This window comes from Pseudomonas sp. Z5-35 (assembly GCF_051131945.1).
GTDB lineage: Bacteria > Pseudomonadota > Gammaproteobacteria > Pseudomonadales > Pseudomonadaceae > Aquipseudomonas > Aquipseudomonas marvdashtae.
This window is the reverse complement of record NZ_CP071640.1, coordinates 4,710,358-4,736,745: the sequence shown is the minus strand read 5'-3', so window position 1 is coordinate 4,736,745 and position 26,388 is coordinate 4,710,358. Positions and strand designations below refer to the sequence as shown.

The following is a 26,388-nucleotide window of genomic DNA, read 5'->3' as shown; positions in this document are numbered from 1 at the left end:
ATGAAAAAAACGGAGCCCTTCAAGGCTCCGTTTTTTTATGCGCGCAATTTGCCGGGCCGTCTAAATGGGGGACGCGAAATCGAGCGAGAGTATGTTGGGGATCGTTGGATCGATCTCATACAGCAAGGCATAACCTGCACCCGTAATACCCGTCAGCAGGCTGACGTCGGGAACACGATCGCTGTCGAGAAAGGGGCCCGCTAAAAACCGCCGGGCGACTTCGCCGAGGGCCTGTTTGACCCTGCTGATGCCCTCGGGATTGTTAGCGTGTCGATACAAGTCATACAGGCAGATCAGATTGCCGAAATCGCCATGGCACAGGTTATATCCGCCGCCCAGGCCGTGCTGCCAGAGATTGTCCTCGCAGCGCTGGATGTCGTCGAGCACGGTCTGCCGGGTGGCTTCGTCCAAGGCCTCTCCCATCGACTTCATGAGTTGCCGCCTGGCGATGAGAATACCGCCGTCTCCATGGCACCACTTGGAAGCATGGTCCACGGGGCCCAGGTCTCTCAGGTCCAGCCAGAAACCCTCCCGGCTCAAGCGATTTTCACCTTCCAATACCTGGATGGCCAAGGTCACCAACGTCACATCGCCGGTCACGTCATAGGCTTTGCACAACGCATGGATGACGCCGGAGAGACCGTGGGACAGGCCCGTCAGAATGACGGAGCGGTCGTTGCGTCGCAGAAGTAGGCCGTCTTCGATCAGGACTTGATCCTTTATGTAGTCAGCCATGCGCCGTATGGTCGGCAGCACGTCCGCTTGCGTCGAGAGCGCATGGATGTTGGCCAGCAGCGTCACCGCGCCACAACAGCCGCCCAGAAAGTCGAAATCGTAGTTTTCCAGTGGGACTTCAGTCAGTTGGGTCAGTAAACTGGCAATTTTTACATCGTATTTCGCATCGCCCGTTATTTGGCGACGATTGATGAGTAAATAAAGATAAGAGCCGAGGCCGTGATAAGCACTGACGGTCAAGTCGGCTTTGAAGAAGCCAAAATGTTGCTCCATTGAGACCAGTATCTGATCCATGAGCGACAGCACGTGTGGTTGACCGCTTACCTTGAACAAGCTCAGATAAAACAACCCAATCCCGGCGATACCGGAGTACAGCCCGTGATCCATGGGTGAAGGGTATTTTCCATGAGTCGTTGGGTGCGTATAAAAAGCCAACCAACGGATATCCGTGGCCGTTCCCTTGATCGCAAGCGCTTCGAGGCGGGAACTGATGCGCAGCACGGCGTCGAGTTGATCCGCTTGGAGCGCGTTATTGGCGATGGCACGTGATGGCGGCTGTTCATTGGGCTCTGGAAACAAGCACATTTCAAGTAACGTGAGTTGAAATGCCCTGTCGGCGGTAGACAGGTTGGCTAGTTTTTGTAGGCAGCTTTTTATCGGGGGTTGTATTTGCGTCATGTCTATTGTTTCACCTTGTGCGCTCTTTAGAGCGTTGGAGTTGAGCGGCATGGTGAAACAAGGAATGCTGGATCTTTGCAGGTCGTCTATTTCATAACGCGGGATGCCCTTTGCTCGATAGGGCTCCTTCAAGTCTTTCCACAGGGTTGCAAGCAGAAGCTCCCGGTCCAACATGTTTTTCATGAAGCGTGGATGGCGGCTCAGCCCGATAAAGTCAGCATAGCGTTGAGAATTTTTGAGTAATACACGGGTTGATAATTCGCCTGCGGATAGCTCAAGCATCTGCATTATCGTGCGCCGATGTGTGATCAATTCGCCATAGGCATATTCAAAGCCGTGGATAAGTTCGGCTTTATAAATTTCATGCCCCTGGTGTTTGCCCTGAAAAAGCGGCAAATGCTTTTGCACCAGAAGGTGTTCGAACTCGACCTTACGTAAATGGTAAAAGCCCGCTTCGAAAATCAGGGAGTGGCGGGTGGAAGTGAATAATTCCTGACGAGTCAGCCCGCTCTGGTCGTTATTGGAGTTTTGTGAAAAGGGCACAAAACCGCTGGAACACACCGACTGCTGGATCAATTTAAAGGTGTTGGACAATGCACTGTTGGCGGGCAGGTCGATCAGCAGTTCACTGGTGGACGCGGTGAACAAGCACTCCAGGTCAATCATGACCGGGCTGTTGCCACAAGCGATGATGTTCTCGTAGTGGAAGTCGATGCCATTGAGTGCATGGATGACGGCGATTTGTGAGCCCATTTTTTTATAGAACAGCGCCACGTCCGCTGCGCTGGCACAAGGCGTGTTGTCGATCTTTTCTATCCAGCTGTGTCGCTCACGGCTGAGGATTTTAGGCGCGTGGATGGCAAAACAATCCGCGCCTGTCCAGTCGTATAGTTGTTCAAGCAGTTGATTGAAAAAAAGTGCTTCGCGGCTTGCTCTTGGCTTGTAGACCAATGAAATTGCGCAGACCTTAACCTGGCAGACCGTTTCGCCGCGACCGTGGGGGTCACCCAGGCCGAACTCGATAGCCTCGATTCTCCGAGACGGGATCGAGAATTCCGCTTCCAACGCTTCAACATCGTTGGCGAAGTCGAGAATGACCGCATAAAGGTAGTTGAGGGTGTCTTCCAGCAAATCCAGCAGCAATGTCGCCAGCACGGGATAGGATTCAAAAAACTTCAGCAACGGCAATGTGCGCAGGTGTTCGTTGAATCCGCTCAGGTCAATGTCGTCGCCTTCCGCGATCCGCGTATTCAGATAATGGACCAGGCTTTGTTCCGACGTGCGTCCGACTCGGGCCAAGACATAGCGCTCAAGGCTTGCCAGCAGGGCGGGTTCATCAATGTGCAGTGACGCTCTGGCGTAGCGCCCATCCGCCTTGAACGTGTCGATGAAATAAAGAAAAAAACGATGGCCAAACCAATAAAAATTGTCTTTGTCGCTCAAGGTTTCTGTGTCGACCTGGATGCTGTCAAGCCGAGTGAGCTTTTCCTTCAGGGCGATCAGAACGGCTTCGCTGTCGAGAGGCAAGCGGGGGTGGTTGATGGGCTCCTTGGCATAGGATGCCAGTTGGTCCCGGTTCAACCCGAAATGATCCAGCAAGGCCTGATCGTCAGCATGCAGGCGGGTCAGGTTGTTTTCAAAAAGAGCGATGTCACCGTCTGAAAAAAATCTGCACCGGCCTCGCTGATTCAACTTCAAAGCATTAACAAGCATGCCGTTGCTCCTGACATGGATAGAGCAGGCGTTGCCTGCTCTATGGTTATGGGTGTTGCCTGTTTTGATCAGTCGAAGGACTTAGCACCCGAGTGTCGAGCATTCAACATTGGTGCGCGTTGCAAAGGTTTTGCGTAAACGTATCTGAACTGTCGGATATCGATAAGACTGTTTTATAGGTGAGTTAGCGAGTGTCAAAGACCTGTAGGGCAGGTTTACTTTGATAGAGAAGGATTTAGCATAAAAGAGCGGTGCAGTTGATGGTGCCGCATTCGACAATGGTCAGTGCTGCTGATTCGATACCGAGGTCTGTTATTTGTTGATAGCACTCGAAGTCGCTGTCGAAGTCACCCGACATGGCCAGTATTTGTTCGCTCATTAGTGTATCTCCTTAGTTGTTATAATGCGCCGATTGCGGCGCGGGAAAAACAGTAGCATGGTCCTGATTTAAGGCAAGCTTGTTGTTATGACCTCATGTTGCGGTGATCGATGGCCGCACGCAAGTAACAGATTGTTATCGTGTTGTGATGTTAGCGGTTTTAATCATGTACAAAGAGTCCAGCAACATCATTGGCGATCTATCGCCACGATCTCGATAGCGAGGTTTCCCAGTGGTCGCTTCCACGTCACCTCATCGCCAATCCTGGCGCCCAGCAGAGCCCGCCCTAACGGCGATCCCCAGTTGATCAATCCGCTGGCGGCATCGGCCTGGTCTTCACCGACCAATTGCACTCGCTGTTCGTGATCATGCTCATCGACAAAACTCACCCAGTGCCCGACTCGCACCTGATCGGAGTCGCTCGGCGTAACGACCTGCGCGCTTTGCAGCCGCTGGTTGAAATAACGCAGGTCCCGTTCGATGTCGGCAATCCGCTGTTTGTCTGCCTGCTCGCCTTGGGCCGTCTGTTGGCTGTGCTGCGCTTGCAGCTCGGCGACCCGCGCCTGTAGCTGGGCAAGCCCGGCGGGTGTGACGTAGTTGGGTTGCGTGCTTACCTGGCGCTCGACCGGCTGTTCGGCCTGGGCGGCGGCGTTGTCTTCGTTGACGAAAGCGCGGCTCATGGCATTGCTCCTCTGTTGGAGTTTGGGCCATGGTCGCAAGGTTTTGGTTTCGACGAATGTCTCTGAGCGACTCACTGCGAGCGATAAGCCCGGGCGGCGTCGCGATCTTTCTCTTGTCGCCAGGCCCGTTCGCGCTCGTCCCAATGACGTTCACGGTAGGCGTCGCGCTCTTCGCTCTCGCGCATGGCCTGGCACTGGCGGAAGCCATCGCTCCAGCCTTCGGCGTAGCGTGGGTCCTTGAGGTAGCGCGGCACGTCTTTCCTGAACTGCCCGGTCATGACGCCGGCCGCTTGCCGGCCACTGCTGCAACCATCATCGAAACCATCGGCGAAGGCGGCCGGATATCCCCGGGCGATCAAATCCTCGTGGGTGGTTTCACAGCCGCCGAGCAGCAACATCAATACACCCAGTACCATTACCGCGCGCTTCATTTTCTGCCGTCCTGCCGGATCCACTCATATCAGGAGTCTAGAAGCGGATTCGTCAGAAGGACGTGAAAGCGCGGTGATCAATCCGTTCGTTCAGTAGTGGTACCACTTCACTTCGAGCATCACCTCGTTCTCCGGCGAGGCCAGTTGACTGAACTCCCGCTGGGCGCTCAGGCGCAAGCCGAGGTTACGGGACAATTCCCACTGCTGATTCAGACTCACGCTACGACGCACTTCGCCGTTGACGAAGTAATCACCCTTGGCTTCCAGGCTCAGGTTACCCAGCGGGTTTTTCCACAGCACGCCGCTGTTGAAGCCGGCGGCCGGGGCGATGAATTGGGCGAAGTCGTTGTTGTGCTCGACGCGCACCGTGCCCAGGGCAAAGCCCAGCACGTCCTCGCCCAACGCCCAGGTGCCGCCAGCGCCGCCATTGACATGGCTGACCAGGGTTTCATCGTCGTGCTTGCCCGGCACCCGTTCCAGGCCGCCCGTCACCTGCCAGGACAGCGGTTGCAATAGCTCGTTGCGCGGGGTCAGCGAGCGAATCGTTGCCAGATCCAGTTGCTGTACCTGCCAGTCATTGCCTTCGTATTGGCGCAATTTCAGTTGTAGGATTTCAATTTGCGCACCCAGCGGGAAGCTCTCGGCGTTGTCATTGAGGTCGTGATAGGCCATGCGCAGGCCGTATTCACCGAACGCCCGGTCGCCGCGGGTGCCGAGGCCGGCCTGCCAGGTGCGTGATTCGTGGCCATCTTCGGGCAGGCCCGGCTGCGGGATATCCAGTTCCGGCGCGGGGTTCTGGTTGATTGCCCGCAGCAATTCGAAGCTGCGCTGGGAGCGTTTCGGGTCGCGCTCCTGACCGTTGGCGCGGTAGCGTTCCAGTCGATAGGCCGCGTCGATGATCAGCGCCTGGCGTTCGCGCGGCAGCGCCTTGAAAGCGGGGGCTTGAAGCTGTTGTTGATCGGCGCTGACCTTCAGTACCCAGTGTTGTTCGTCGTCGCTGAGGGGGTCGGCGCGGCTTAGCAGCTCCCGCTCACGGGACGGCCGATACTGGATGCTTTCCACCAGTCCGGCTTCCTTCACGGCCTTGACGGTGTCGGTGGGAATTGCCGTCAGGGGGAATTGCTCGGTCAGCCGCAGACTGGGGCGAGCGACTTGCAGCAGTTCGAGTAATCGGTAGGAGCAGTTTTCATCGAAGAAGAAATAATCAAACTGGATCTGTTTGAGCTCCCAGACGTGCTCGACCATGCGCTCGGTTTCCGCCTGGCTGAGGTTGAGGCGGTATTCCCACAGGTCGCGGTTCTCCAGGCTTCGGTACTCGGAGAGTTTTTCCTGGTACGGCACCAGGGCGAACAGGCCGGGATAGCCGCCCATCAAGCCCTTCCAGGCATAGAGAATGCTGTTGTCCGAACCTTCGATGTAGGCGCCAAAGTTAATCGCGTAGCTGAGCAGCGCGGTCTTGTCGCTTTGCACGTCGGCCTGGTCGATGCGCAGCAAGGTATGACCGAACATCGATGACGGGCTGTTCAGGTACGCAGCGGGGAAAATCATTACCGCGCTGTGGGGCGATACGTCTTTGAACCATTGGGTGAATTCGCTGCAATCAACGGCTGGCAGATCGGTGAGATTGAGCTGCGCCTTCAGCCAGCGGGTGCGCGCCGGGTAGACGCATTGGGCGTGTTGCTGGCCGGCGCTGGCCGGGCCATAGAGCGCTTGCAGCGTGGCGGTCAACTCGCGGTCGGGGTGTTCGTTGCCGTCCTGGGCGAGGAAGAATTTCTTGTCGCTGATGTAGCTGCGCCAGCCGCCGAGCTTGGCGGTTTCGTAGTGGCCCAGGGAAATCCAGAAACGGTCGTTGGACAATTGCTGCAAACGTTGAGTGTCGACATGAGGTGCGGCGGACAGCGGGGCGCACACACAGAGCGCCAGCCAGGCAAGGCGTTTGAGCATAGTCGGCTACTTTTGAAGTCGAAAAAAAAGACCAACAGGGGCCCAGGAAAGAAAACCCGCTCCCCGAGAGGAGCGAGTGGTGTCGAGCTTAAGCTTGAGTTGCGTACTTGGCCAGACGTGGATCGTTTTTCAGTACCGATAGGGTATTGGTATGCACGTCTTCTGCGGTCACGTCAGCTTTGCTGAAGATCTGCTGGAAGTGCTCGTGGGTGACAGCGGAGAAATGCGCACGATCTTCCGGCGCAACGCCCAGTACCACGGCATAAGTCGTCAGCGCTTCGCCTTGACCCTTGGCCATGTCTTCGGACAGCTCGTTCATCATGCCATTCATGGCCAGCCACGACTTGCCACCGTAGGTCAGTGCCGCGTTGGTCGAGCAGCCGTTGGTGCCGGAGGTCATGCCAAAGGTGGCGTTGCCGGAAGTGCCGTTGGTGGTGGATGCCAGGAAGTGAGCCGGAGTGCCACGCTGACCTTCGAACAGCATGTTGCCCCAACCGCAATCCGGACCGCCCGGGGCCTGAGCCATGGCGTTGATGGATACAGCGGTGAAGAGAGTACCGAGAAGAATCCGTTTCATAGCTATGTTCTCTTTATGTGCATACCAATGGACAGGGTCTGGCCCCTAATGGCGCCAGTGGGCCGGTTATTGTTCCAGCCGCGCAGTTTGGAGTTTAGGCACGATCCGAGGGTTCCGTGACATTTTGCAAAAACATTAATTGAAATCACCTGTTTACCGGCTTCCTTGCGCGGTTTTTCCATCGACTATGCTTTGGCTCAAGGCGCTCCTTGCCAGTCAGGTGTAGGCAGCGCCAGAATGCCGCTATCTGCCCCGCCTGATGTAAGGAAGCCCGATGCCTGATCCTGTTGCTGCCAGCTTGCGTCTAGCGCCTGAAGCGCTGACCCGTCCGTTTTCCGCTGAACAGTTCAGCTTCTCTACCACCAATGATCTGGAGCCCTTCCGCGGTGTGCTTGGCCAGGAACGTGCGGTCGAAGCCTTGCAGTTTGGTGTGGCAATGCCACGCCCCGGTTACAACGTTTTCGTCATGGGCGAGCCCGGCACAGGCCGGTTCTCGTTCGTCAAACGCTACCTCAAGGCCGAGGGCAAGCGCATGCAGACCCCGGCGGATTGGGTCTACGTCAATAACTTCGATGAACCGCGCGAACCCCGCGCCTTGGAACTGCCGTCAGGCACGGCGGGTGCTTTCATCGGCGACATCAACGGCCTGATCGACAACCTGCTGGCGACATTTCCGGCGGTATTCGAGCACCCGTCCTACCAACAGAAAAAAAGCGCCATCGACCGCGCCTTCAACCAGCGCTACGACCGCGCCCTCGATGTGATCGAGCGCCTGGCGCTGGAAAAGGATGTCGCGCTGTACCGCGACAGCAGCAACATCGCCTTCACGCCGATGAGCGAAGGCAAGGCCTTGGATGAGGCGGAGTTCGCCCAGTTGCCGGAAGCCGACCGCGAGCGCTTCCATGAGGACATCTCCAGTCTGGAAGAGCGTCTGAACGAAGAACTCGCCAGCCTGCCGCAGTGGAAGCGCGAGTCCAACAACCAGCTGCGCCAGCTCAACGAAGAAACCATCACCCTGGCGTTGCAGCCCTTGCTCGCGCCGCTCTCGGAAAAATACGCCGAGAACGCTGCCGTCTGCGGTTATCTGCAGGCCATGCAGGTCTACCTGCTCAAGACCGTGGTCGAGCAATTGGTCGACGACAGCAAGACCGACGCCGTCGCCCGCAAGCTGTTGGAAGAACAATACGCCCCGAGCCTGGTCGTCGGGCATCCTGCGAGCGGTGGCGCGCCGGTGGTGTTCGAACCGCACCCGACCTACGACAACCTGTTCGGGCGCATCGAGTACAGCACTGACCAGGGCGCGCTCTACACCACGTATCGGCAATTGCGGCCGGGTGCGCTGCACCGGGCCAATGGCGGCTTTCTGATTCTCGAAGCGGAAAAAATGCTCAGCGAGCCGTTCGTGTGGGATGCCCTCAAGCGCGCCCTGCAATCGCGCAAGCTGAAAATGGAGTCGCCATTGGGTGAGCTGGGCCGGCTGGCGACGGTGACCCTGACGCCGCAGCACATCCCGTTGCAGGTGAAAGTGGTGATCATCGGCGCGCGCCAGCTCTACTACGCCTTGCAGGACCTGGATTCGGATTTCCAGGAAATGTTTCGCGTGCTGGTGGACTTCGACGAAGACATCCCGATGGGGGACGAGAGCCTGGAGCAGTTCGCCCAGTTGCTCAAGACCCGCACTTCGGAGGAGGGCATGGCGCCGCTGACCGCCGATGCAGTGGCGCGCCTGGCGACCTACAGTGCGCGCCTGGCCGAACATCAGGGGCGCTTGTCGGCCCGTATCGGCGACCTGTTCCAACTGGTCAGCGAGGCGGATTTCATCCGTCAGCTGGCCGGCGATGACATGACCGACTCCGGCCACATCGAGCGTGCCCTCAAGGCCAAGGCCACTCGCACCGGGCGCGTCTCGGCGCGGATTCTCGATGACATGCTGGCGGGGATCATCCTGATCGACACCGATGGCGCGGCCGTGGGCAAGTGCAACGGGTTGACGGTGCTGGAGGTCGGCGATTCGGCGTTTGGCGTGCCGGCGCGAATCTCCGCCACGGTGTATCCGGGCGGCAGCGGCATTGTCGACATCGAGCGCGAGGTTAACCTCGGCCAGCCGATCCACTCCAAGGGCGTGATGATCCTTACCGGTTACCTGGGCAGCCGTTATGCCCAGGAATTTCCGCTGGCGATCTCGGCCAGCATTGCCTTGGAGCAATCCTACGGTTACGTGGATGGGGACAGTGCGTCCCTCGGAGAGGCTTGCACGCTGATCTCGGCCCTGTCGAAGACACCGTTGAAACAATGCTTCGCCATCACCGGCTCGATCAACCAGTTTGGCGAAGTGCAGGCGGTAGGCGGGGTCAACGAGAAGATCGAAGGCTTCTTCCGCCTCTGCGAAGCGCGCGGGCTGACCGGGGAGCAAGGGGCGATCATTCCCCAGGCAAACGTCGCGACCCTGATGCTCGATGAAAAGGTGCTGGCCGCCGTGCGCGCGGGACAGTTCCATGTCTATGCCGTGCGCCAAGCCGATGAGGCGCTGAGCCTGCTGGTAGGCGAGCCTGCTGGCGAGCCGGACGAAAACGGCGAGTTCCCGGAGGGCAGTGTCAACGCTCGCGTAGTGGAGCGGCTGCGGGTCATCGCGGAAATGATCAGCGACGAAGACATCAAGGAAGCGGAAAAGGAAATGGCGCAGCAGGCATTGATGGAGGCCAAGCCAGCTTGAGCTGTCGGGGCGAGGGAGCAAACTCCCTCGCCATCAAGCCGCTAAATAGTCACAGATTTGGCGTCAATATTCACACTATGACCGCTCGGCGTATTCTGGTCTCGAAACCCTTCGGCGCCGGAACTTTTCTCCTATCCTCAGCTCAAGGATAACGAGAGCCATCATTGGATCGAAACAGCCCTTCCCGGGGCTGAATAGCGGATCTACCGAGGGGCGCCGCCATGTCGCGCAACCTTTGTCTTACTCGTCATTGCCTAGGCCTTGTGACCCGTATCGAATGCGCCGTCCGTCCCCTGGCCGGAGATACTGGCATGTGGACCGTGCTCTTCGCCGCGGGAATGGCCGGCGAACAACCTTCGGCCATCAAAGCCCAAGGGCCATTTCCCGGCCCGACCGCTGCTGAAACCATTCTCGACACCATCGTCCAGAACCTGACATCCCACGGCTATGAGCTGGCCGACGATCCGCAGATCTGGTCCTTGCACATGCAGGCGCAACTGCGGGAGATCAACGGCGGCCGCTGTCGCAACGTCGGCGGCTTCGAGTTTCGCCCGCTTCACTGAGTCACCATCGAACGTGCTCCGCGAGTAGAGTTTTGACACATGTCGGTGCCCAGGACAGGGCGGCGTTTGTGGGGCGGGTCGCGACTGATATACTCGCCGCGTTTTTACAGCCCTGGTGTGAGACTCAATGGAACGCTTTATCGAGAATGCAATGTACGCCTCCCGTTGGCTGCTGGCGCCGATCTACTTCGGGCTGTCGCTGGGCTTATTGGCCTTGGCGTTGAAATTCTTCCAGGAAGTCTTTCACGTCATTCCCAACGTGTTTGCCATGGCCGAATCCGAACTGATCCTGGTGCTGCTCTCGCTGATCGACATGGCGCTGGTGGGCGGCCTGCTGGTGATGGTGATGATCTCCGGCTACGAGAACTTCGTTTCGCAATTGGATATCGATTCCGACAAGGAAAAGCTCAACTGGCTGGGCACCATGGATTCCTCGTCGCTGAAGATGAAGGTCGCAGCGTCGATCGTTGCAATCTCGTCGATCCACTTGCTGCGCATCTTCATGGACGCCAAGAACGTCGATCCCGAACACCTGATGTGGTACGTGATCATCCACATGACCTTTGTGGTGTCGGCGTTTGCCATGGGTTACCTGGATAAACTGACCAAGCACTGAGCCCCGTTCATCGTTGCGATGCACCGCCCGTCTGCCGAGAGCCAGTCGGGCGCTGTCGCTTCTGGCAAGGCGCGCGGATACGCGGCTCGTCACCCGCCACGGCATCTGTGCTAGTCTGCTCGCCCTTTTGGTTCCGGGCGCTCCGGGAGGCGCTGTGTCACGCACGGCATTTCTCGAGCCGTCCGCACAGCGGAGCAGCATCATGTCCGAAGTTAACCTGTCCACCGACGAAACCCGCGTCAGCTACGGCATTGGCCGTCAGTTGGGCGACCAACTGCGCGACAATCCGCCACCGGGCGTAAGCCTTGACGCGATCCTGGCCGGCCTGACCGACGCCTTCGCCGGCAAGCCGAGCCGTGTGGGCCAGGACGAGATGTCCGCCAGCTTCAAAGTCATCCGTGAAATCATGCAAGCCGAAGCTGCCGCCAAGGCTGAGGCCGCTGCTGGCGAAGGCCGTGCGTTCCTGGCTGAAAATGCCAAGCGCGAAGGCATCACCACTTTGGCCTCCGGCCTGCAGTTCGAAGTGCTGACTCAAGGCGACGGCGCCAAGCCGACCCGTGAAGACCAGGTGCGCACTCATTACCACGGCACGCTGATCGACGGCACTGTATTTGACAGCTCCTACGATCGTGGCCAGCCAGCCGAATTCCCGGTGGGCGGGGTAATCCCAGGTTGGACCGAAGCGCTGCAACTGATGAGCGCTGGCAGCAAATGGCGCCTGTACGTGCCGAGCGAGCTGGCCTACGGCGCTCAAGGCGTTGGCAGCATCCCGCCGCACAGCGTGCTGGTGTTTGACGTCGAGCTGTTGGACGTCCTGTAACGTATCAACGCTTGAGCAGACTTTTGTGGGAGCGAGGTTGCTCGCTCTCACAAAGTCTGTACGTCGTTATCCATGGAACCTGCCATTGAAATCGCCAGTGGGGCGCAACGCCCGGGCGTAGCAGAACAGGAACAGGTTGCGTACCAGCTCCTTGAGCACCAGCGGTTCGCTGGAGTTGAGGCTGTTAAGGTCCAGATCTCCCTGGTCCTGGAGCTCGTTCAACGCTTCTTCTTCAAGCACCGCGCAGACTTCCCCGGTTTCCCGATGCAGGATCCTCAGGTAGGGATGTGGGCGGTCGAGCCAGGCATCGATCAAATAAGTCATGGTTCTCATCTCCTTGATGGGTTCGATGAGAATAATTCTTATTCGCTAAATAGCAAGTCTCTATTGGCGTGCCGATTGTTTTTCTGACGATGGGGCGCATCAGCTCGATGCGGTTGGCAAAAGGCGGGGCGTGTGGAATGGGGCGCGTGCAGGGATGGTTAAGCGCCATCCCGCAAGGCGCAGGATGGGAATACAGCTATTTCAGACTTTTCTGACGAACTCGGATTTGAGCTTCATCGGTCCGATGCCGTCGATCTTGCAGTCGATGTCATGATCGCCATCGCACAGGCGAATGTTCTTGACCTTGGTTCCGACCTTCACCACCAACGACGTGCCCTTGACCTTGAGGTCCTTGATCACGGTGATGGTATCGCCGTCCTGCAGGACATTGCCAACCGAATCTTTCTTCACGGTGTCATCGGACGCCGCTTCAGCTTCGCCGCTGGCGGACCATTCGTGGGCGCACTCCGGGCAGACCAGTTGAGTACCGTCTTCATAGGTGTATTCGGAATTGCAGGCAGGGCAGGGAGGCAACGTGCTCACTAGGGTTCCTTGAGTATCAGGAGGTCAAAAGGGCGCACATTGTATAGGGTTTTGTTGCGAGGAGGGTGATGCGGGGCTTTTGTGGCGAGGGAGCAAGCTTCCTCGCCACAAAAAACTCCGGGTGTCAGTGGGTACGGGCGACCGCAAACTCGCTCAGCTCGACCAGCGCGTCGCGGTATTCGCTGGCCGGCAGGGCGTCGAGACATTTGATTGCCCGAGCGACATAATCCCGGGCCAGGTTTGCGGTGTATTCCAGCGAGCCGGAAGCTTCGACTGCGGCGCGGATGCTTTCCAGGTCTTCGATTCCGCCTTTCTGGATCGCCTGGCGCACCAGGGCGGCCTGTTCAGGCGTGCCTTCGCGCATGGTGTAGATCAACGGCAGGGTCGGCTTGCCTTCGGCGAGGTCGTCACCGACGTTCTTACCCAGGGTCTCTGCGTCGCCCTTGTAGTCCAACAGGTCGTCCACCAACTGGAAGGCCACGCCCAGGTGGTCGCCGAAGGTGCGCAGGGCTTCGCTCTGCTCGGCGCTGGCGCCGGCCAATGCAGCGGCGCTGTGGGTCGAGGCTTCGAAGAGCATCGCGGTCTTGCCGCGGATGACCTCCATGTAGGTTTCTTCGGTGGTGCTGGCGTCGCGGACCTTGGACAGTTGCAATACTTCGCCTTCGGCGATGATGCGCGTGGCCTGGGACAGGATCTTCATCACCGGCATCGAGCCCAGTTCGACCATCATTTCGAACGAGCGCGAATACAGGAAGTCGCCCACCAGCACGCTCGGGGCGTTGCCCCACATGGCGTTGGCGGTCGAGCGGCCACGGCGCATGCCGGACATGTCGACCACGTCATCATGCAGCAGCGTCGCGGTGTGCAGGAATTCGATGGTGGCGGCCAGCAGGCGCATGTCGTCGCCTTCGCGCCCCAAGGCCTTGCCACATAAAAGCACGAGTAACGGACGCAGGCGCTTGCCACCGGCCGAAGTGATGTAGTCGCCGATTTTCGATACCAGCGGCACTCGGGAAGTCAGCTGCTTCTTGATGATGCCGTCGACGGCGCTAAAATCGTCCGCCACTGCGCGGTAGAAAGCTTGGGGTTGCATCAGCGACAGGCGCTCCAGAAGGGTTGCGCGGCATGCTAGGACCCCCATCCGCAGGTGTCAAGGCGCATGCTCCTGCAGTGCGAGCGGCTACTTGCAAGGCTCGACCGGCTTGCGTACAATCGCGCACCCTGAACTTCCTGGGCAGCACCTGCCTTACGCAATTGCATCCGGGCCTTCCAGCCCATGCAGCCATGCCAGCCAATACCTCTTCTTATAAAGCGCTGGGTGAGCAGGATTATCGGAGAAATACCATGTCGTACGCAGTAATTGTTACTGGTGGCAAGCAATACAAGGTCGCCCCAGGTGAATACCTGAAGATCGAAAAACTGGAAATCGCTACCGGCGAATCCGTGACTTTTGATCGCGTTCTGTTGGTCGCCAATGGCGATGACGTGAATATCGGCGCTCCAGTCGTTGCTGGCGCTACTGTTGTGGCTGAAGTGATCTCCCAAGGTCGTCACGATAAAGTCCGCATCATCAAGTTCCGTCGTCGTAAGCACCACATGAAGCGTATGGGCCACCGCCAGTGGTACACCGAGATCAAAATCACCGGTATTCAGGCTTAATTTTCAGCCTAATTCCTCACTAGGAGAATTGAACTCATGGCACACAAAAAAGCTGGTGGTAGTACCCGTAACGGTCGCGACTCAGAAGCCAAACGCCTTGGCGTGAAGATGTATGGCGGCCAGAAAATCATTCCGGGCAACATCATCGTGCGTCAGCGCGGCACCCAATTCCACGCCGGTTACGGTGTTGGCATGGGTAAAGATCACACCCTCTTCGCGAAAATCGAAGGCGTGATCAAGTTCGAAGTAAAGGGCGCGTTCAACCGCCGTTACGTGAGCGTTGTCGCAGCTTAATTGCGAGATCGCTGGAAAAGCCCTGTCTTGCGACGGGGCTTTTTCGTTTGTGGGGTGAGTCTCTTGCAAAACTGTTTGTATGGGCTGTCGGCGCTGCGGTTGGGGCGCGTATTCAGGTCGCTGCGTTCATTTTTGCAAGAGTCTTATGTCTTGTTTTTTTGGCTCGTCCGTATGGCGAGAGGCGTGTGTCATGAAGTTTGTTGATGAAGTATCGATTCGAGTTAAAGCTGGCGACGGCGGCAATGGCTGCATGAGTTTCCGTCGGGAAAAGTTCATTGAAAACGGCGGTCCGAACGGTGGTGATGGTGGCGACGGTGGCTCGATCTACATGCTCGCCGACGAAAACCTCAACACTTTGGTCGACTACCGTTACACCCGGCACTTCGATGCCGAGCGTGGCTCCAACGGCGGCAGCACTGACTGCACCGGCAAGAAGGGCGAAGACCTGATCCTGCGCGTGCCGGTCGGCACCACGGTGATCGACTCGGCCACCCAGGAAGTCATTGGCGACCTGACCAAGGCTGGCCAGCGTCTGCTGGTCGCCCACGGCGGTTGGCACGGCCTGGGCAACACCCGTTTCAAGTCGAGTACCAACCGTGCACCGCGCCAGACCACGCCAGGCAAGCCAGGTGAGCAGCGTGACCTGAAGCTGGAAATGAAAGTACTGGCCGACGTAGGCCTGCTGGGCCTGCCGAACGCCGGTAAAAGTACCTTCATTCGCTCGGTGTCGGCAGCCAAGCCGAAAGTGGCCGACTACCCGTTCACCACCTTGGTGCCGAACCTGGGTGTGGTTAGTGTCGACCGCTGGAAGAGCTTCGTCATCGCCGACATCCCGGGGTTGATCGAAGGCGCTTCCGAAGGGGCTGGTCTGGGGATTCGCTTCCTCAAGCACTTGTCACGCACCCGTCTGTTGCTGCACCTCGTCGACATGGCGCCGCTGGATGAAACCAGTGCTGCCGATGCCGCCGAAGTCATCGTCAACGAGCTGACCAAGTTCAGTCCGGCCCTGGCCGAGCGTGATCGTTGGCTGGTGCTGAACAAGTGCGACCAGATCCTTGAAGAAGAGCACGAGGAGCGGGTCAAGGAAATCGTCGATCGCCTGGAGTGGGAAGGTCCGGTCTATGTGATCTCGGCCATTGCCAAAGAAGGCACCGAGCGCCTTTGCCACGACATCATGCGTTACCTGGAAGATCGTGCCGATCGCTTGGCCAATGATCCGGCCTACAAGGAAGAGCTGGCCGAGCTCGACCAGCGCATCGAAGACGAGGCGCGTGCCCAGTTGCAGGCGCTGGACGACCAGCGTGCGTTGCGTCGCAGTGGCGTCAAGTCGGTCCATGACATCGGTGACGACGATTGGGACGAAGAAGATGTGGATGACGAAGACGGTCCGGAAATCATCTACGTGCGCGACTGATCCTTGCTGATCCCGCTCCCGCAGGTTTAAGTGGTCGGGCGCGGTGTTATCATCGCAGCCAGCCGGTCTTCAAGGCGCCGCTCATTTGAGCGGCGTTTTGGTATCTGTAAAAGGCAAATACGAATAATCCCATGGGCGGCGCTGGGTCGCGCCGTTCGCTGGCAAAGGTTGAAGATGATGCGGAGCAAGGTGACGGGTGCGCAGCGCTGGGTCGTGAAGATCGGCAGCGCATTGCTGACGGCGGATGGCAAAGGCCTGGATCGCACGGCGATGGCGGTGTGGGTCGAGCAGATGGTGGCCTTGCATGAGGCTGGTGTCGAGCTGGTGTTGGTCTCTTCTGGGGCCGTGGCTGCCGGTATGAGTCGTCTGGGCTGGACGTCGCGACCCAGCGCGATGCATGAGCTGCAAGCTGCCGCCGCCATCGGCCAGATGGGCCTCGTGCAAGCCTGGGAGTCGAGCTTTGCCGAGCACGGTCGCCATACGGCGCAGATCCTGCTGACCCATGACGACCTTTCCGATCGCAAGCGCTACCTGAATGCCCGCAGCACGCTGCGAGCATTGGTGGAGCTCAAAGTCATCCCAGTGATCAACGAGAACGACACGGTGGTTACTGACGAGATCCGTTTCGGCGACAACGACACCCTCGCGGCGTTGGTGGCGAACCTCGTGGAAGCGGACCTGCTGGTCATTCTCACGGACCGCGACGGTATGTTCGATGCCGATCCGCGCAACAATCCTGACGCCAAGCTTATCTACGAAGCGCGCGCCGATGACCCGGCACTGGATGCGGTTGCCGGTGGTACTGGCGGAGCGCTGGGCCGTGGCGGCATGCAGACCAAGCTGCGCGCAGCGCGTCTGGCGGCCCGCTCCGGGGCCCATACCATCATCGTCGGTGGTCGGTTGGAGCGCGTGCTGGATCGCCTGAAGGCCGGCGAGCGCATCGGCACTTTGCTGTCGCCTGAGCGCGGCATGCTCGCGGCGCGCAAGCAATGGTTGGCCGGGCACTTGCAAACCCGCGGCACGCTGGTGCTGGATGCGGGCGCCGTGTCGGCCTTGTCCCAGGGCAACAAGAGCCTGCTGCCAGTGGGCGTGAAGCTGGTCCAGGGCAGTTTTCGCCGGGGCGAAATGGTCGTGTGCGTGGCGCCGGATGGTCGTGAGATCGCCCGTGGCCTGGCCAACTACAGCGCACTGGAAGCGCAAAAAATCATCGGTCAATCGTCTGATGCGATTGTCGGTCTGTTGGGTTACATGGCTGAGCCTGAATTGGTGCACCGTGACAACCTGATCCTCGTCTAAGGAAAAATCATGGGTTTGGCAAAAGGGTTGATCGGCTTGCTGGTGGCGTTGCCGCTGCTGGCTTCGGCTGAGGAAATCGGTCAGGTGTCCACTGTATTCAAGTTCGTCGGGCCGAATGATCGCATTGTGGTCGAGGCGTTCGACGATCCCAAGGTGGACGGGGTGACCTGCTACCTGTCGCGCGCCAAGACGGGCGGCGTCAAGGGTGGTCTGGGGCTGGCCGAGGATCGTGCCGAGGCATCCATTGCCTGTCGTCAGGTCGGGCCGATCAGCTTCAAGGGCGAGCTCAAGGATGGGGACGAGGTCTTCAGGGAGCGCACCTCGCTGGTATTCAAGACCATGCAGGTGGTGCGTTTCCTCGACAAGAAGCGCAATACCCTGGTTTACCTGGTCTACAGTGACCGGGTGATCGAGGGCAGCCCGCAGAATGCGGTGACGGCCATTCCGATTCTGCCGTGGCCGAGCGCTCAGTAAAAAGTGTAGGCGGGCCTGCTCGCCTTCATGGTTGCGGTGCTTGAATCGCAGGCAATAAAAAACCGACCCTGAGGTCGGTTTTTTAATGAGCGCGTCGCTTAGGCAGCAGCGGCAACGTTCAGGGCCTTTACGTGGCCATTCAGGCGGCTCTTATGGCGAGCAGCCTTGTTCTTGTGGATGATGCCTTTATCGGCCATGCGGTCGATAACTGGCACAGCCAGAACGTAAGCAGCTTGTGCTTTTTCAGCGTCTTTTGCGTCGATGGCCTTGACTACGTTTTTGATGTAGGTACGGACCATGGAACGCAGGCTGGCGTTGTGGCTGCGACGCTTCTCAGCCTGTTTTGCACGTTTTTTGGCGGAAGGTGTGTTGGCCACCGTCGAGCTCCTCGAAAGACTTTTTAGGAAATAGCAAACAAAATAGGCCGCGAATCATGCCGATGAGTTGAGGTCTTGTCAAGGGCGGGTGACACGTTCCGCTGAATGGCAGGTGCGGCGCACCGGGTGATTTCTTTCCGGCGTGCGACCTGTAAACTCGCGGGCTTTGGCGCTGTGCTGTTTAGCGGCGCGAAGTATCGCACAAGTGGGCGCGTTGTTCGCCTGCTGTTTATCGACAGGCAAAAACTCTTTCCATGAATCTGCTCAAATCGTTGGCCGCCGTCAGCTCTATCACGATGCTTTCCCGCGTCCTGGGATTCGTTCGCGACACACTGATCGCCCGGATATTCGGGGCCGGAATGGCCACCGACGCCTTCTTCATTGCCTTCAAGCTGCCCAATCTGCTGCGGCGAATCTTCGCCGAAGGGGCATTTTCCCAAGCCTTCGTACCGATCCTGGCGGAATATAAAAGCCAGAAGGGCGACGAGGCGACCCGCACCTTCATTGCTTATGTGACGGGTTTACTGACGCTGGTGCTGGCGCTGGTCACGGCGGCCGGCATGCTCGCCGCGCCCTGGGTGATCTGGGCCACCGCGCCGGGTTTCACCGACACACCGGAAAAATTCCAGCTCACCTCCGACCTCTTGCGGGTGACCTTTCCTTATATATTGCTGATTTCCCTCTCATCCCTGGCCGGGGCGATCCTCAACACATGGAACCGTTTCTCGGTACCGGCCTTCGTGCCAACGCTGCTCAACGTCAGCATGATCGTCTTTGCGCTGTTCCTGACGCCTTACTTCGATCCTCCGGTAATGGCCCTTGGCTGGGCTGTGTTGGTGGGCGGCTTGGCGCAGTTGTTGTACCAGCTGCCGCACCTGAAACAGATCGGCATGCTGGTGCTGCCGCGACTGAACCTGCGCGACAGCGGCGTGTGGCGAGTCATGAAGCAAATGCTGCCGGCCATTCTTGGGGTGTCGGTGAGCCAGATTTCGCTGATCATCAACACGATTTTCGCCTCGTTCCTGGTGGCCGGTTCGGTGTCGTGGATGTACTACGCCGACCGCTTGATGGAGTTGCCGTCCGGGGTGCTGGGCGTGGCGTTGGGCACGATTCTGCTGCCGACACTGGCCAAGACCTACGCCAGCCAGGACCGCCATGAATATTCGCGGATCCTCGATTGGGGCCTGCGCCTGTGCTTCGTGCTGGTGTTGCCTTGCGCCCTGGCGCTGGGAATCCTCGCCGAGCCGCTGACCGTCTCGCTGTTCCAGTATGGCCAGTTCAGTGCCTTCGATGCCTTGATGACTCAGCGGGCATTGGTCGCCTATTCGGTCGGCCTGCTCGGGATCATCGTGATCAAGGTGCTGGCGCCGGGCTTCTACGCGCAGCAAAACATTCGCACCCCGGTGAAAATCGCCATTTTTACCTTGGTGATGACTCAGCTGTTCAACCTGCTGCTCATCGGGCCTTTGGCCCATGCGGGCCTGGCCTTGGCAATCAGCGCGGGTGCCTGCCTTAACGCCGGGCTGCTGTTTTATCAGTTGCGCAAGCAAAAGATGTATCAACCGCAGCCGGGCTGGGCAAAGTTTGGCTTCAAGCTGCTGGTCGCGGTGGGCGTGATGTCGGCGGTCCTGCTGGGGGCCATGCATTTCATGCCGGCCTGGGGCGAGGGGCAGATGCTCGAGCGTTTCCTGCGCCTGGGCGCGCTGGTTGTTGCGGGCGTGGTGGCGTATTTCGGCATGTTGCTGCTCATGGGGTTCCGCTTGCGTGACTTCAATCGCAAGGCCCTGAGCTGATGGACCGCACTCGATAATTGCGGGGCGGACTGCGGTTTTGTCGGTTCGATCACTTTGGGTTACGGTGTTGCCTGTCACCGACCGCCGGGTGTGGTTATAATCGGCCACTTTATGAGCAAGAAGCGCGTTATGCAGCTGGTTCGAGGCCTCCACAACCTGCGTCCCCGGCATCGGGGCTGTGTCGCCACTATTGGCAACTTTGACGGTGTTCACCGTGGCCACCAGGCTATCCTGGCGCGGCTGCGCGAGCGTGCGTTGGAGTTGGGCCTGCCCAGCTGCGTGGTGATCTTCGAGCCGCAGCCCCGGGAGTTTTTCGCCCCGGACACCGCTCCGGCCCGTCTGGCCCGGTTGCGCGACAAGCTGCAACTGCTGGCCGCCGAAGGCGTCGATCGGGTCTTGTGCCTGGCCTTCAACCAGCGCCTGAGCAAGCTCAGTGCCGCCGAATTCGTCGATACCATCCTGGTGGACGGTCTCGACGTGAAGCATCTGGAAGTCGGCGATGATTTCCGTTTCGGTTGTGACCGGGCAGGTGATTTCGATTACCTGCAACAGGCCGGTATCGCCCAAGGCTTCACCGTCGAAGCTGCTCAGACCGTCGAGATGGACGGCCTGCGGGTCAGTAGCACGCAGGTTCGCAATGCCTTGGCCGCTGGCGACTTCGAACTGGCCGAGCGCCTGCTTGGCCGGCCATACCGGATTGCCGGCCGGATCCTGCACGGGCAGAAACTGGCGCGCCAATTGGGCACGCCGACGGCCAACGTGCAACTCAAGCGCCGTCGTGTGCCGCTGACCGGGGTGTTCCTGGTGAGTGTCGAGATCGACGGCAAGACCTGGCCCGGCGTCGCCAATATCGGCGTACGGCCCACGGTGCAAGGAGATGGCAAGGCCCATCTCGAAGTACACATTCTGGATTTTGCCGGCGATCTGTATGACCGGCGTTTGACGGTGGTTTTCCACCAGAAGCTGCGTGAAGAGCAGCGTTTTGCCTCTCTGGAGGCGCTCAAGACGGCGATCCATGCAGATATCGCCGCCGCCCGTGCCCTTGTCGCAACCAGCGCCAATCGCTAATGAAGAGCCTTAAATGACCGACTATAAAGCCACGCTAAACCTTCCGGACACCGCCTTCCCAATGAAGGCCGGCCTGCCTCAGCGCGAACCACAGATTCTGCAGCGTTGGGACAGCATTGGCCTGTACGGAAAGTTGCGCGAAATTGGCAAGGATCGTCCGAAGTTCGTCCTGCACGACGGCCCTCCGTACGCCAACGGCACCATCCACATCGGTCACGCGCTGAACAAGATTCTCAAGGACATGATCATCCGCTCCAAGACCCTGTCGGGTTTTGACGCGCCGTATGTGCCGGGCTGGGACTGCCACGGCCTGCCGATCGAACACAAGGTCGAAGTCACCCACGGCAAGAACCTGGGCGCCGACAAGACCCGCGAGCTGTGCCGTGCCTACGCCACCGAGCAGATCGAAGGGCAGAAGTCCGAATTCATCCGTCTCGGCGTGCTGGGCGACTTCGCCAACCCGTACAAGACCATGGACTTTGCGAACGAAGCCGGCGAAATTCGCGCCTTGGCGAAAATCGTCCAGGGCGGTTTCGTATTCAAGGGCCTCAAGCCGGTGAACTGGTGCTTCGATTGCGGTTCGGCCCTGGCCGAGGCGGAAGTCGAATACGAGAACAAGAAGTCCTCGACCATCGACGTCGCGTTCCCGATCGCCGATGAAGACAAGCTCGCCGCTGCTTTCGGCCTGGGCAAGCTTGCCAAGCCCGCCTTGATCGTGATCTGGACCACCACGCCGTGGACCATCCCGGCCAACCAGGCGCTGAACGTTCATCCCGAATTCAACTACGCCCTGGTCGATGTCGGCGACAAGCTGCTGGTATTGGCCGAGGAATTGGTCGAGTCCTGCCTGGCCCGCTACAACCTCGAGGGTTCGGTGATCGCCACCGCCCCGGGGTCGGCGCTGGAGCTGATCAATTTCCGTCATCCGTTCTATGACCGCCTGTCGCCGGTGTACCTGGCCGACTACGTGGAGCTGGGCGCAGGCACTGGCGTGGTTCACTCCGCGCCGGCCTATGGCGTCGACGACTTCGTGACCTGCAAGAAGTACGGCATGGTCAACGACGACATCCTCAACCCGGTGCAGAGCAATGGCGTGTATGTGCCATCGCTGGAGTTTTTTGGCGGCCAGTTCATCTGGAAAGCCAATCCGGCCATCGTCGACAAGTTGACCGAAGTCGGCGCGCTGCTGCACACCACCGTCATCGAACACAGCTACATGCACTGCTGGCGTCACAAGACCCCGCTGATCTACCGCGCCACCGCGCAGTGGTTCATCGGCATGGACAAGCAGCCCACCAGCGGCGACACCCTGCGCCAGCGTTCGCTCAAGGCCATTGAACAAACCCAGTTCGTGCCGGCCTGGGGCCAGGCGCGCCTGCATTCGATGATCGCCAACCGTCCGGACTGGTGCATCTCCCGCCAGCGCAACTGGGGCGTGCCGATCCCGTTCTTCCTGAACAAGGAAAGCGGCGAACTGCACCCGCGCACCGTCGAACTGATGGAAGACGTTGCCAAGCGCGTCGAAGTCGAAGGCATCGAAGCCTGGTTCAAGATGGACCCCACCGAGCTGTTGGGCGACGAAGCACCGCTGTACGACAAGATCAGCGACACCTTGGACGTCTGGTTCGACTCCGGCACCACTCACTGGCACGTGCTGCGCGGCTCGCACCCGATGGGCCACGAGACCGGCCCGCGCGCCGACCTGTACCTGGAAGGTTCGGACCAACATCGCGGCTGGTTCCACTCGTCCTTGCTCACCGGTTGCGCCATCGACAACCACGCGCCGTACCGCGAGCTGCTGACCCACGGCTTCACCGTCGACGAGTCCGGCCGCAAAATGTCCAAGTCCCTGGGCAACGTGATTGCGCCGCAGAAAGTCAACGACACCTTGGGCGCCGACATCATGCGCCTGTGGGTCGCTTCCACTGACTATTCCGGCGAGATGGCCGTTTCCGATCAGATCCTCCAGCGCAGTGCGGACGCCTATCGCCGGATCCGCAATACCGCGCGCTTCCTGCTCTCGAACCTGACCGGTTTCAACCCGGCCACCGACCTGCTGCCGGCTGAAGACATGCTGGCGCTGGACCGCTGGGCCGTTGACCGGACCCTGCTGCTGCAACGCGAATTGCAGGAGCACTACGGTGAATACCGTTTCTGGAACGTCTACTCCAAGATCCACAACTTCTGCGTGCAGGAGCTCGGTGGGTTCTATCTCGACATCATCAAGGACCGCCAGTACACCACCGGCGCCAACAGCAAGGCGCGTCGTTCGTGCCAGACTGCGCTGTTCCACATCAGCGAAGCGCTGGTGCGCTGGATCGCGCCGATCCTGGCGTTCACCGCCGACGAACTGTGGGAGTACCTGCCGGGCGAGCGCAACGAATCGGTGATGCTCAACACCTGGTACGAAGGCCTGACCGAACTGCCGCAAGGCTTTGAGCTGGACCGTGCCTACTGGGACCGCATCATGTCGGTCAAGGCGGCGGTCAACAAGGAAATGGAAATCCAGCGCGCGGCCAAGGCCGTCGGTGGCAACCTGCAAGCCGAAGTGACCTTGTATGCCGAAGAGGCGTTGAGTGCCGACCTGGCCAAGCTTGGCAACGAATTGCGCTTCGTGCTGATCACCTCAACCGCCAGCGTCGCCCCGTTGGTGCAAGCACCGGCCGACGCAGTGGTTACCGAAGTGAGTGGCCTGAAGCTCAAGGTGGTCAAGTCGAGCTTCGTCAAGTGCGCCCGTTGCTGGCACTGCCGCGAAGACGTCGGCGTGAACCCGGAGCATCCGGAAATCTGCGGCCGTTGCGTCGACAACATCAGCGGCACCGGCGAGGTTCGTCACTATGCCTAATGTGGCGGGCCGCTTCGGGCGGCTGGGCTGGCTCTGGTTGAGCGCGCTGGTACTGGTCATTGACCAGGCCAGCAAGCACTACTTCGAAGGCTCGCTCACGATGTACCAGCAGATCGTGGTCATTCCCAACTACTTCAGCTGGACGCTGGCCTACAACACCGGTGCGGCGTTCAGCTTCCTGGCCGACAGTTCGGGCTGGCAGCGTTGGCTGTTCGCGCTGATCGCCATCGTCGTCAGCGCCGTGCTGGTGGTCTGGCTCAAGCGCCTGGGGCGTGACGAGACCTGGCTGGCCGTGGCGTTGGCGTTGGTCCTGGGTGGCGCGCTGGGCAATCTCTATGACCGGATTGCCCTGGGCCACGTGATCGATTTCATCCTGGTGCATTGGCAGAACCGCTGGTATTTCCCGGCGTTCAACTTTGCCGACAGCGCCATCAGCGTGGGCGCTGTGATGCTCGCCCTGGACATGTTCAAGAGCAAGAAAACCGGAGAAGCCGTCCATGACTGAGCAGCGTATCGCTCAAAACACCGAAGTGAAGCTTCACTTCGCCCTGCACCTGGAAAACGGCGACACTGTCGATAGCACCTTCGGCAAGGCGCCGGCGGTGTTCAAAGTCGGCGATGGCAACCTGCTGCCGGGCTTCGAAGCGGCGATCTTCGGTTTCAAGGCCGGCGACAAGCGCACCGTGGTCGTTCCACCGGAAAACGCCTTTGGTCAGCCCAATCCGCAAAACGTGCAGACCATGCCACGCTCGCAGTTCCAGGACATGGAATTGTCCGAGGGCCTGCTGGTGATTTTTAATGACGCGGCCAACGCCGAGCTGCCGGGTGTGGTGAAAGCTTTTGACGATGCCCAGGTGACCGTCGATTTCAATCACCCGTTGGCGGGCAAGACCTTGAGCTTTGAAGTGGAGATTCTTGAGGTCAACGCGGTTTAACGTCTGTTCGGCAGTTCTGCTGCCACCCGGTTCACTGATTCAATTCTTGCGCGTAAGACACGAGGCACAGCATGCAAATCAAACTCGCCAACCCCCGTGGCTTCTGCGCCGGCGTGGACCGGGCGATCGAAATCGTCAACCGCGCCCTGGAAGTCTTCGGGCCGCCGATCTACGTGCGCCACGAAGTGGTGCACAACAAGTTCGTCGTCGAGGACCTGCGCAGCCGCGGGGCCATTTTCGTCGAGGAACTGGACCAGGTGCCGGACGACGTCATCGTGATCTTCAGCGCCCACGGGGTTTCCCAGGCGGTACGGACCGAAGCCGCCGGCCGTGGCCTGAAAGTGTTCGATGCCACCTGTCCGCTGGTGACCAAAGTGCACATCGAAGTGGCGCGCTACAGCCGCGACGGTCGAGAGTGCATCCTGATCGGCCACGCGGGCCATCCGGAAGTCGAAGGCACCATGGGCCAGTACGACGCCAGTAACGGCGGCGCAATCTACCTGGTCGAGGACGAGGAGGATGTGGCGGCCTTGCAGGTGCGTAATCCGGAAAAGCTCGCTTTTGTCACCCAGACCACATTATCGATGGACGACACCAGCCGGGTCATCGACGCCCTGCGTACGCGTTTTCCGGCCATCGGCGGGCCGCGCAAGGACGATATCTGCTACGCGACCCAGAACCGCCAGGACGCGGTCAAGCAACTGGCCGACGAGTGCGATGTGGTCCTGGTGGTCGGCAGCCCGAACAGCTCCAACTCCAATCGCTTGCGCGAACTGGCCGAACGCATGGCCACCCCGGCGTACCTGATCGACGGTGCCGAGGACATGCAGCGCAGCTGGTTCGACGGTGTCGAGCGGATTGGCATTACCGCCGGTGCCTCCGCGCCGGAAGTACTGGTACGCGGCGTGATCCAGCAGTTGCAGGCGTGGGGGGCGACGGGGGCGGATGAGTTGTCCGGCCGCGAGGAAAACATCACGTTCTCGATGCCGAAGGAGTTGCGCGTCCGCTCGCTGCTTTGAGTCCTTTTTCGCACAGGGCCTCTTCGGCTTTGATACTTTCCAGGCGGACGCGGCCGGAGGGCGCCAGTATCACTTGATGGTGGCTGACCGGCCCGCGTTTGGCGCAGACATGCAGCGTGCCGGCCTGGAAAGAGTTATTGGCGTGTAATGCCGCCCCATGGCTACCGAACCTTACCCGGCGTTTCACCGTCTGGTTGCCGATCACGCGCGCGCTTGCGCTGCGTTCCTTCAGCAAGGTCTTCTCCTTGTTGTCCAGGGTGATCCGCCAGCCCTTGCCCCAATCATTGTCTATCCCATGTATCAATACTCGGCGGTTACGCATGATGGCTTCGCTGCGGGCACTGCGTAACCCGCTGAGCAGCAACTGCGCGGTGTCCTCGCGTTCGATGGATTCGATCAGCTCTTTGTAGCCTGTACCGGCCCACGGCAGAACAATTGCGGCGATTGCCAGTCCCATGAGCAGTTCGATCAGGCTGAAACCCTGTTGGCGCATGACGT

General features: G+C 59.5%; 26 protein-coding genes. 15 read left to right on the top strand and 11 right to left on the bottom strand.

Annotated elements, in window-relative coordinates:
• Positions 1–60: 60 nt before the first annotated feature.
• The 6 genes from lanM to J3P95_RS21760 all read right to left on the bottom strand — a co-directional run bounded on the left by lanM (position 61) and on the right by J3P95_RS21760 (position 7,137).
• Positions 61–3,126, bottom strand: coding sequence for a type 2 lanthipeptide synthetase LanM (gene lanM / locus J3P95_RS21785; protein ID WP_434579712.1), 3,066 nt, complete (start codon positions 3,124–3,126; stop codon positions 61–63).
• 235 nt (positions 3,127–3,361) lie between these two features.
• A complete protein-coding gene (locus J3P95_RS21780) occupies positions 3,362–3,505 on the bottom strand; it encodes a hypothetical protein (protein WP_434558709.1) in 144 nt (47 codons plus the stop codon).
• 188 nt (positions 3,506–3,693) lie between these two features.
• Complete coding sequence (locus J3P95_RS21775; RefSeq protein ID WP_434558708.1) at positions 3,694–4,185, bottom strand: GreA/GreB family elongation factor; 492 nt, start codon at positions 4,183–4,185, stop codon at positions 3,694–3,696.
• Positions 4,186–4,256: 71 nt separating this feature from the next.
• Complete coding sequence (locus J3P95_RS21770; protein WP_434558707.1) at positions 4,257–4,616, bottom strand: hypothetical protein; 360 nt, start codon at positions 4,614–4,616, stop codon at positions 4,257–4,259.
• 90 nt (positions 4,617–4,706) lie between these two features.
• Complete coding sequence (locus tag J3P95_RS21765) at positions 4,707–6,560, bottom strand: Lnb N-terminal periplasmic domain-containing protein (RefSeq protein ID WP_434558706.1); 1,854 nt, start codon at positions 6,558–6,560, stop codon at positions 4,707–4,709.
• An 88-nt stretch (positions 6,561–6,648) separates the two neighbouring features.
• Positions 6,649–7,137 (bottom strand): DUF3015 domain-containing protein, encoded by a 489-nt coding sequence (locus J3P95_RS21760; RefSeq protein ID WP_186613019.1) that lies wholly within the window; start codon positions 7,135–7,137, stop codon positions 6,649–6,651.
• Between the two features lie 274 nt (positions 7,138–7,411).
• Here J3P95_RS21760 and J3P95_RS21755 point away from each other — a divergent pair, with 274 nt between their 5' ends.
• The 4 genes from J3P95_RS21755 to J3P95_RS21740 all read left to right on the top strand — a co-directional run bounded on the left by J3P95_RS21755 (position 7,412) and on the right by J3P95_RS21740 (position 11,849).
• Positions 7,412–9,850, top strand: a complete 2,439-nt coding sequence (locus J3P95_RS21755; protein WP_434558705.1) for a Lon protease family protein — start codon at positions 7,412–7,414, stop codon at positions 9,848–9,850.
• Positions 9,851–10,071: 221 nt separating this feature from the next.
• Complete coding sequence (locus J3P95_RS21750; protein WP_186613023.1) at positions 10,072–10,413, top strand: hypothetical protein; 342 nt, start codon at positions 10,072–10,074, stop codon at positions 10,411–10,413.
• A 127-nt stretch (positions 10,414–10,540) separates the two neighbouring features.
• Entirely contained in the window at positions 10,541–11,029 is a 489-nt protein-coding gene (locus J3P95_RS21745; protein WP_025215565.1) for a TIGR00645 family protein, read from the top strand.
• Between the two features lie 202 nt (positions 11,030–11,231).
• Positions 11,232–11,849 carry an FKBP-type peptidyl-prolyl cis-trans isomerase gene (locus tag J3P95_RS21740; RefSeq protein WP_434558704.1) on the top strand — a complete coding sequence of 206 codons (618 nt, stop codon included), beginning with the start codon at positions 11,232–11,234 and terminating at the stop codon, positions 11,847–11,849.
• Positions 11,850–11,915: 66 nt separating this feature from the next.
• On the opposite strand, the gene J3P95_RS21735 is transcribed toward J3P95_RS21740, so the two are convergent.
• The 3 genes from J3P95_RS21735 to J3P95_RS21725 form a co-directional block, all read right to left on the bottom strand.
• On the bottom strand, positions 11,916–12,173 hold the full coding sequence (locus J3P95_RS21735) for a PA4570 family protein (RefSeq protein WP_186613028.1): 258 nt from the start codon (positions 12,171–12,173) through the stop codon (positions 11,916–11,918).
• Positions 12,174–12,374: 201 nt separating this feature from the next.
• Positions 12,375–12,716, bottom strand: coding sequence for a zinc ribbon domain-containing protein YjdM (locus J3P95_RS21730; protein ID WP_186613029.1), 342 nt, complete (start codon positions 12,714–12,716; stop codon positions 12,375–12,377).
• A gap of 124 nt (positions 12,717–12,840) precedes the next feature.
• Entirely contained in the window at positions 12,841–13,809 is a 969-nt protein-coding gene (locus tag J3P95_RS21725; RefSeq protein WP_186613031.1) for a polyprenyl synthetase family protein, read from the bottom strand.
• Between the two features lie 251 nt (positions 13,810–14,060).
• Here J3P95_RS21725 and rplU point away from each other — a divergent pair, with 251 nt between their 5' ends.
• From rplU to J3P95_RS21700, 5 genes are all read left to right on the top strand, one after another.
• Positions 14,061–14,375, top strand: a complete 315-nt coding sequence (gene rplU, locus J3P95_RS21720; RefSeq protein ID WP_003176051.1) for a 50S ribosomal protein L21 — start codon at positions 14,061–14,063, stop codon at positions 14,373–14,375.
• Between the two features lie 36 nt (positions 14,376–14,411).
• On the top strand, positions 14,412–14,669 hold the full coding sequence (rpmA, locus tag J3P95_RS21715) for a 50S ribosomal protein L27 (RefSeq protein ID WP_003176049.1): 258 nt from the start codon (positions 14,412–14,414) through the stop codon (positions 14,667–14,669).
• A 190-nt stretch (positions 14,670–14,859) separates the two neighbouring features.
• Positions 14,860–16,083, top strand: coding sequence for an Obg family GTPase CgtA (cgtA, locus tag J3P95_RS21710; protein ID WP_003205736.1), 1,224 nt, complete (start codon positions 14,860–14,862; stop codon positions 16,081–16,083).
• 177 nt (positions 16,084–16,260) lie between these two features.
• Positions 16,261–17,379 carry a glutamate 5-kinase gene (gene proB / locus J3P95_RS21705; protein ID WP_420767648.1) on the top strand — a complete coding sequence of 373 codons (1,119 nt, stop codon included), beginning with the start codon at positions 16,261–16,263 and terminating at the stop codon, positions 17,377–17,379.
• Positions 17,380–17,388: 9 nt separating this feature from the next.
• Positions 17,389–17,853, top strand: a complete 465-nt coding sequence (locus J3P95_RS21700) for a CreA family protein (protein WP_434558702.1) — start codon at positions 17,389–17,391, stop codon at positions 17,851–17,853.
• Positions 17,854–17,951: 98 nt separating this feature from the next.
• On the opposite strand, the gene rpsT is transcribed toward J3P95_RS21700, so the two are convergent.
• Positions 17,952–18,230 (bottom strand): 30S ribosomal protein S20, encoded by a 279-nt coding sequence (rpsT, locus tag J3P95_RS21695; RefSeq protein WP_003185593.1) that lies wholly within the window; start codon positions 18,228–18,230, stop codon positions 17,952–17,954.
• 254 nt (positions 18,231–18,484) lie between these two features.
• Here rpsT and murJ point away from each other — a divergent pair, with 254 nt between their 5' ends.
• The 6 genes from murJ (at position 18,485) to ispH (ending at position 25,890) form a co-directional block, all read left to right on the top strand.
• Positions 18,485–20,023 carry a murein biosynthesis integral membrane protein MurJ gene (gene murJ / locus J3P95_RS21690; RefSeq protein ID WP_434558701.1) on the top strand — a complete coding sequence of 513 codons (1,539 nt, stop codon included), beginning with the start codon at positions 18,485–18,487 and terminating at the stop codon, positions 20,021–20,023.
• Between the two features lie 129 nt (positions 20,024–20,152).
• Positions 20,153–21,091, top strand: a complete 939-nt coding sequence (ribF, locus tag J3P95_RS21685; protein ID WP_434558700.1) for a bifunctional riboflavin kinase/FAD synthetase — start codon at positions 20,153–20,155, stop codon at positions 21,089–21,091.
• 13 nt (positions 21,092–21,104) lie between these two features.
• Entirely contained in the window at positions 21,105–23,936 is a 2,832-nt protein-coding gene (ileS, locus tag J3P95_RS21680) for an isoleucine--tRNA ligase (protein ID WP_434558699.1), read from the top strand.
• Entirely contained in the window at positions 23,929–24,441 is a 513-nt protein-coding gene (lspA, locus tag J3P95_RS21675) for a signal peptidase II (RefSeq protein ID WP_434558698.1), read from the top strand. The genes ileS and lspA overlap by 8 nt, the downstream gene beginning before the upstream one ends.
• On the top strand, positions 24,434–24,871 hold the full coding sequence (gene fkpB / locus J3P95_RS21670) for an FKBP-type peptidyl-prolyl cis-trans isomerase (RefSeq protein WP_434558697.1): 438 nt from the start codon (positions 24,434–24,436) through the stop codon (positions 24,869–24,871). The genes lspA and fkpB overlap by 8 nt, the downstream gene beginning before the upstream one ends.
• A gap of 71 nt (positions 24,872–24,942) precedes the next feature.
• Positions 24,943–25,890: a 4-hydroxy-3-methylbut-2-enyl diphosphate reductase gene (gene ispH, locus J3P95_RS21665; protein WP_186613047.1), complete on the top strand. Its 948-nt coding sequence runs from the start codon at positions 24,943–24,945 to the stop codon at positions 25,888–25,890.
• Here ispH and J3P95_RS21660 read toward each other — a convergent pair.
• The gene (locus J3P95_RS21660) at positions 25,844–26,383 is read right to left on the bottom strand and encodes a GspH/FimT family pseudopilin (protein ID WP_434558695.1); all 540 of its coding nucleotides are present in this window, start codon (positions 26,381–26,383) and stop codon (positions 25,844–25,846) included. The two genes, ispH and J3P95_RS21660, sit on opposite strands and share 47 nt — an antisense overlap.
• Positions 26,384–26,388: the final 5 nt, after the last annotated feature.

Bases quoted from the DNA above. Each gene is read 5' to 3' on its own strand.
- J3P95_RS21660 (WP_434558695.1), bottom strand. From the start codon at position 26,383: ATGCGCCAACAGGGTTTCAGCCTGATCGAACTGCTCATGGGACTGGCA.
- rplU (WP_003176051.1), top strand. From the start codon at position 14,061: ATGTCGTACGCAGTAATTGTTACTGGTGGCAAGCAATACAAGGTCGCC.
- J3P95_RS21770 (WP_434558707.1), bottom strand. From the start codon at position 4,616: ATGAAGCGCGCGGTAATGGTACTGGGTGTATTGATGTTGCTGCTCGGC.
- J3P95_RS21735 (WP_186613028.1), bottom strand. From the start codon at position 12,173: ATGACTTATTTGATCGATGCCTGGCTCGACCGCCCACATCCCTACCTG.
- J3P95_RS21745 (WP_025215565.1), top strand. From the start codon at position 10,541: ATGGAACGCTTTATCGAGAATGCAATGTACGCCTCCCGTTGGCTGCTG.
- J3P95_RS21740 (WP_434558704.1), top strand. From the start codon at position 11,232: ATGTCCGAAGTTAACCTGTCCACCGACGAAACCCGCGTCAGCTACGGC.
- J3P95_RS21765 (WP_434558706.1), bottom strand. From the start codon at position 6,560: ATGCTCAAACGCCTTGCCTGGCTGGCGCTCTGTGTGTGCGCCCCGCTG.
- cgtA (WP_003205736.1), top strand. From the start codon at position 14,860: ATGAAGTTTGTTGATGAAGTATCGATTCGAGTTAAAGCTGGCGACGGC.
- J3P95_RS21725 (WP_186613031.1), bottom strand. From the start codon at position 13,809: ATGCAACCCCAAGCTTTCTACCGCGCAGTGGCGGACGATTTTAGCGCC.
- ileS (WP_434558699.1), top strand. From the start codon at position 21,105: ATGACCGACTATAAAGCCACGCTAAACCTTCCGGACACCGCCTTCCCA.
- lspA (WP_434558698.1), top strand. From the start codon at position 23,929: ATGCCTAATGTGGCGGGCCGCTTCGGGCGGCTGGGCTGGCTCTGGTTG.
- J3P95_RS21700 (WP_434558702.1), top strand. From the start codon at position 17,389: ATGGGTTTGGCAAAAGGGTTGATCGGCTTGCTGGTGGCGTTGCCGCTG.
- fkpB (WP_434558697.1), top strand. From the start codon at position 24,434: ATGACTGAGCAGCGTATCGCTCAAAACACCGAAGTGAAGCTTCACTTC.
- J3P95_RS21780 (WP_434558709.1), bottom strand. From the start codon at position 3,505: ATGAGCGAACAAATACTGGCCATGTCGGGTGACTTCGACAGCGACTTC.
- ribF (WP_434558700.1), top strand. From the start codon at position 20,153: ATGCAGCTGGTTCGAGGCCTCCACAACCTGCGTCCCCGGCATCGGGGC.
- proB (WP_420767648.1), top strand. From the start codon at position 16,261: ATGCGGAGCAAGGTGACGGGTGCGCAGCGCTGGGTCGTGAAGATCGGC.
- murJ (WP_434558701.1), top strand. From the start codon at position 18,485: ATGAATCTGCTCAAATCGTTGGCCGCCGTCAGCTCTATCACGATGCTT.
- J3P95_RS21750 (WP_186613023.1), top strand. From the start codon at position 10,072: ATGTCGCGCAACCTTTGTCTTACTCGTCATTGCCTAGGCCTTGTGACC.
- J3P95_RS21775 (WP_434558708.1), bottom strand. From the start codon at position 4,185: ATGAGCCGCGCTTTCGTCAACGAAGACAACGCCGCCGCCCAGGCCGAA.
- J3P95_RS21755 (WP_434558705.1), top strand. From the start codon at position 7,412: ATGCCTGATCCTGTTGCTGCCAGCTTGCGTCTAGCGCCTGAAGCGCTG.
- rpmA (WP_003176049.1), top strand. From the start codon at position 14,412: ATGGCACACAAAAAAGCTGGTGGTAGTACCCGTAACGGTCGCGACTCA.
- J3P95_RS21760 (WP_186613019.1), bottom strand. From the start codon at position 7,137: ATGAAACGGATTCTTCTCGGTACTCTCTTCACCGCTGTATCCATCAAC.
- lanM (WP_434579712.1), bottom strand. From the start codon at position 3,126: ATGCTTGTTAATGCTTTGAAGTTGAATCAGCGAGGCCGGTGCAGATTT.
- ispH (WP_186613047.1), top strand. From the start codon at position 24,943: ATGCAAATCAAACTCGCCAACCCCCGTGGCTTCTGCGCCGGCGTGGAC.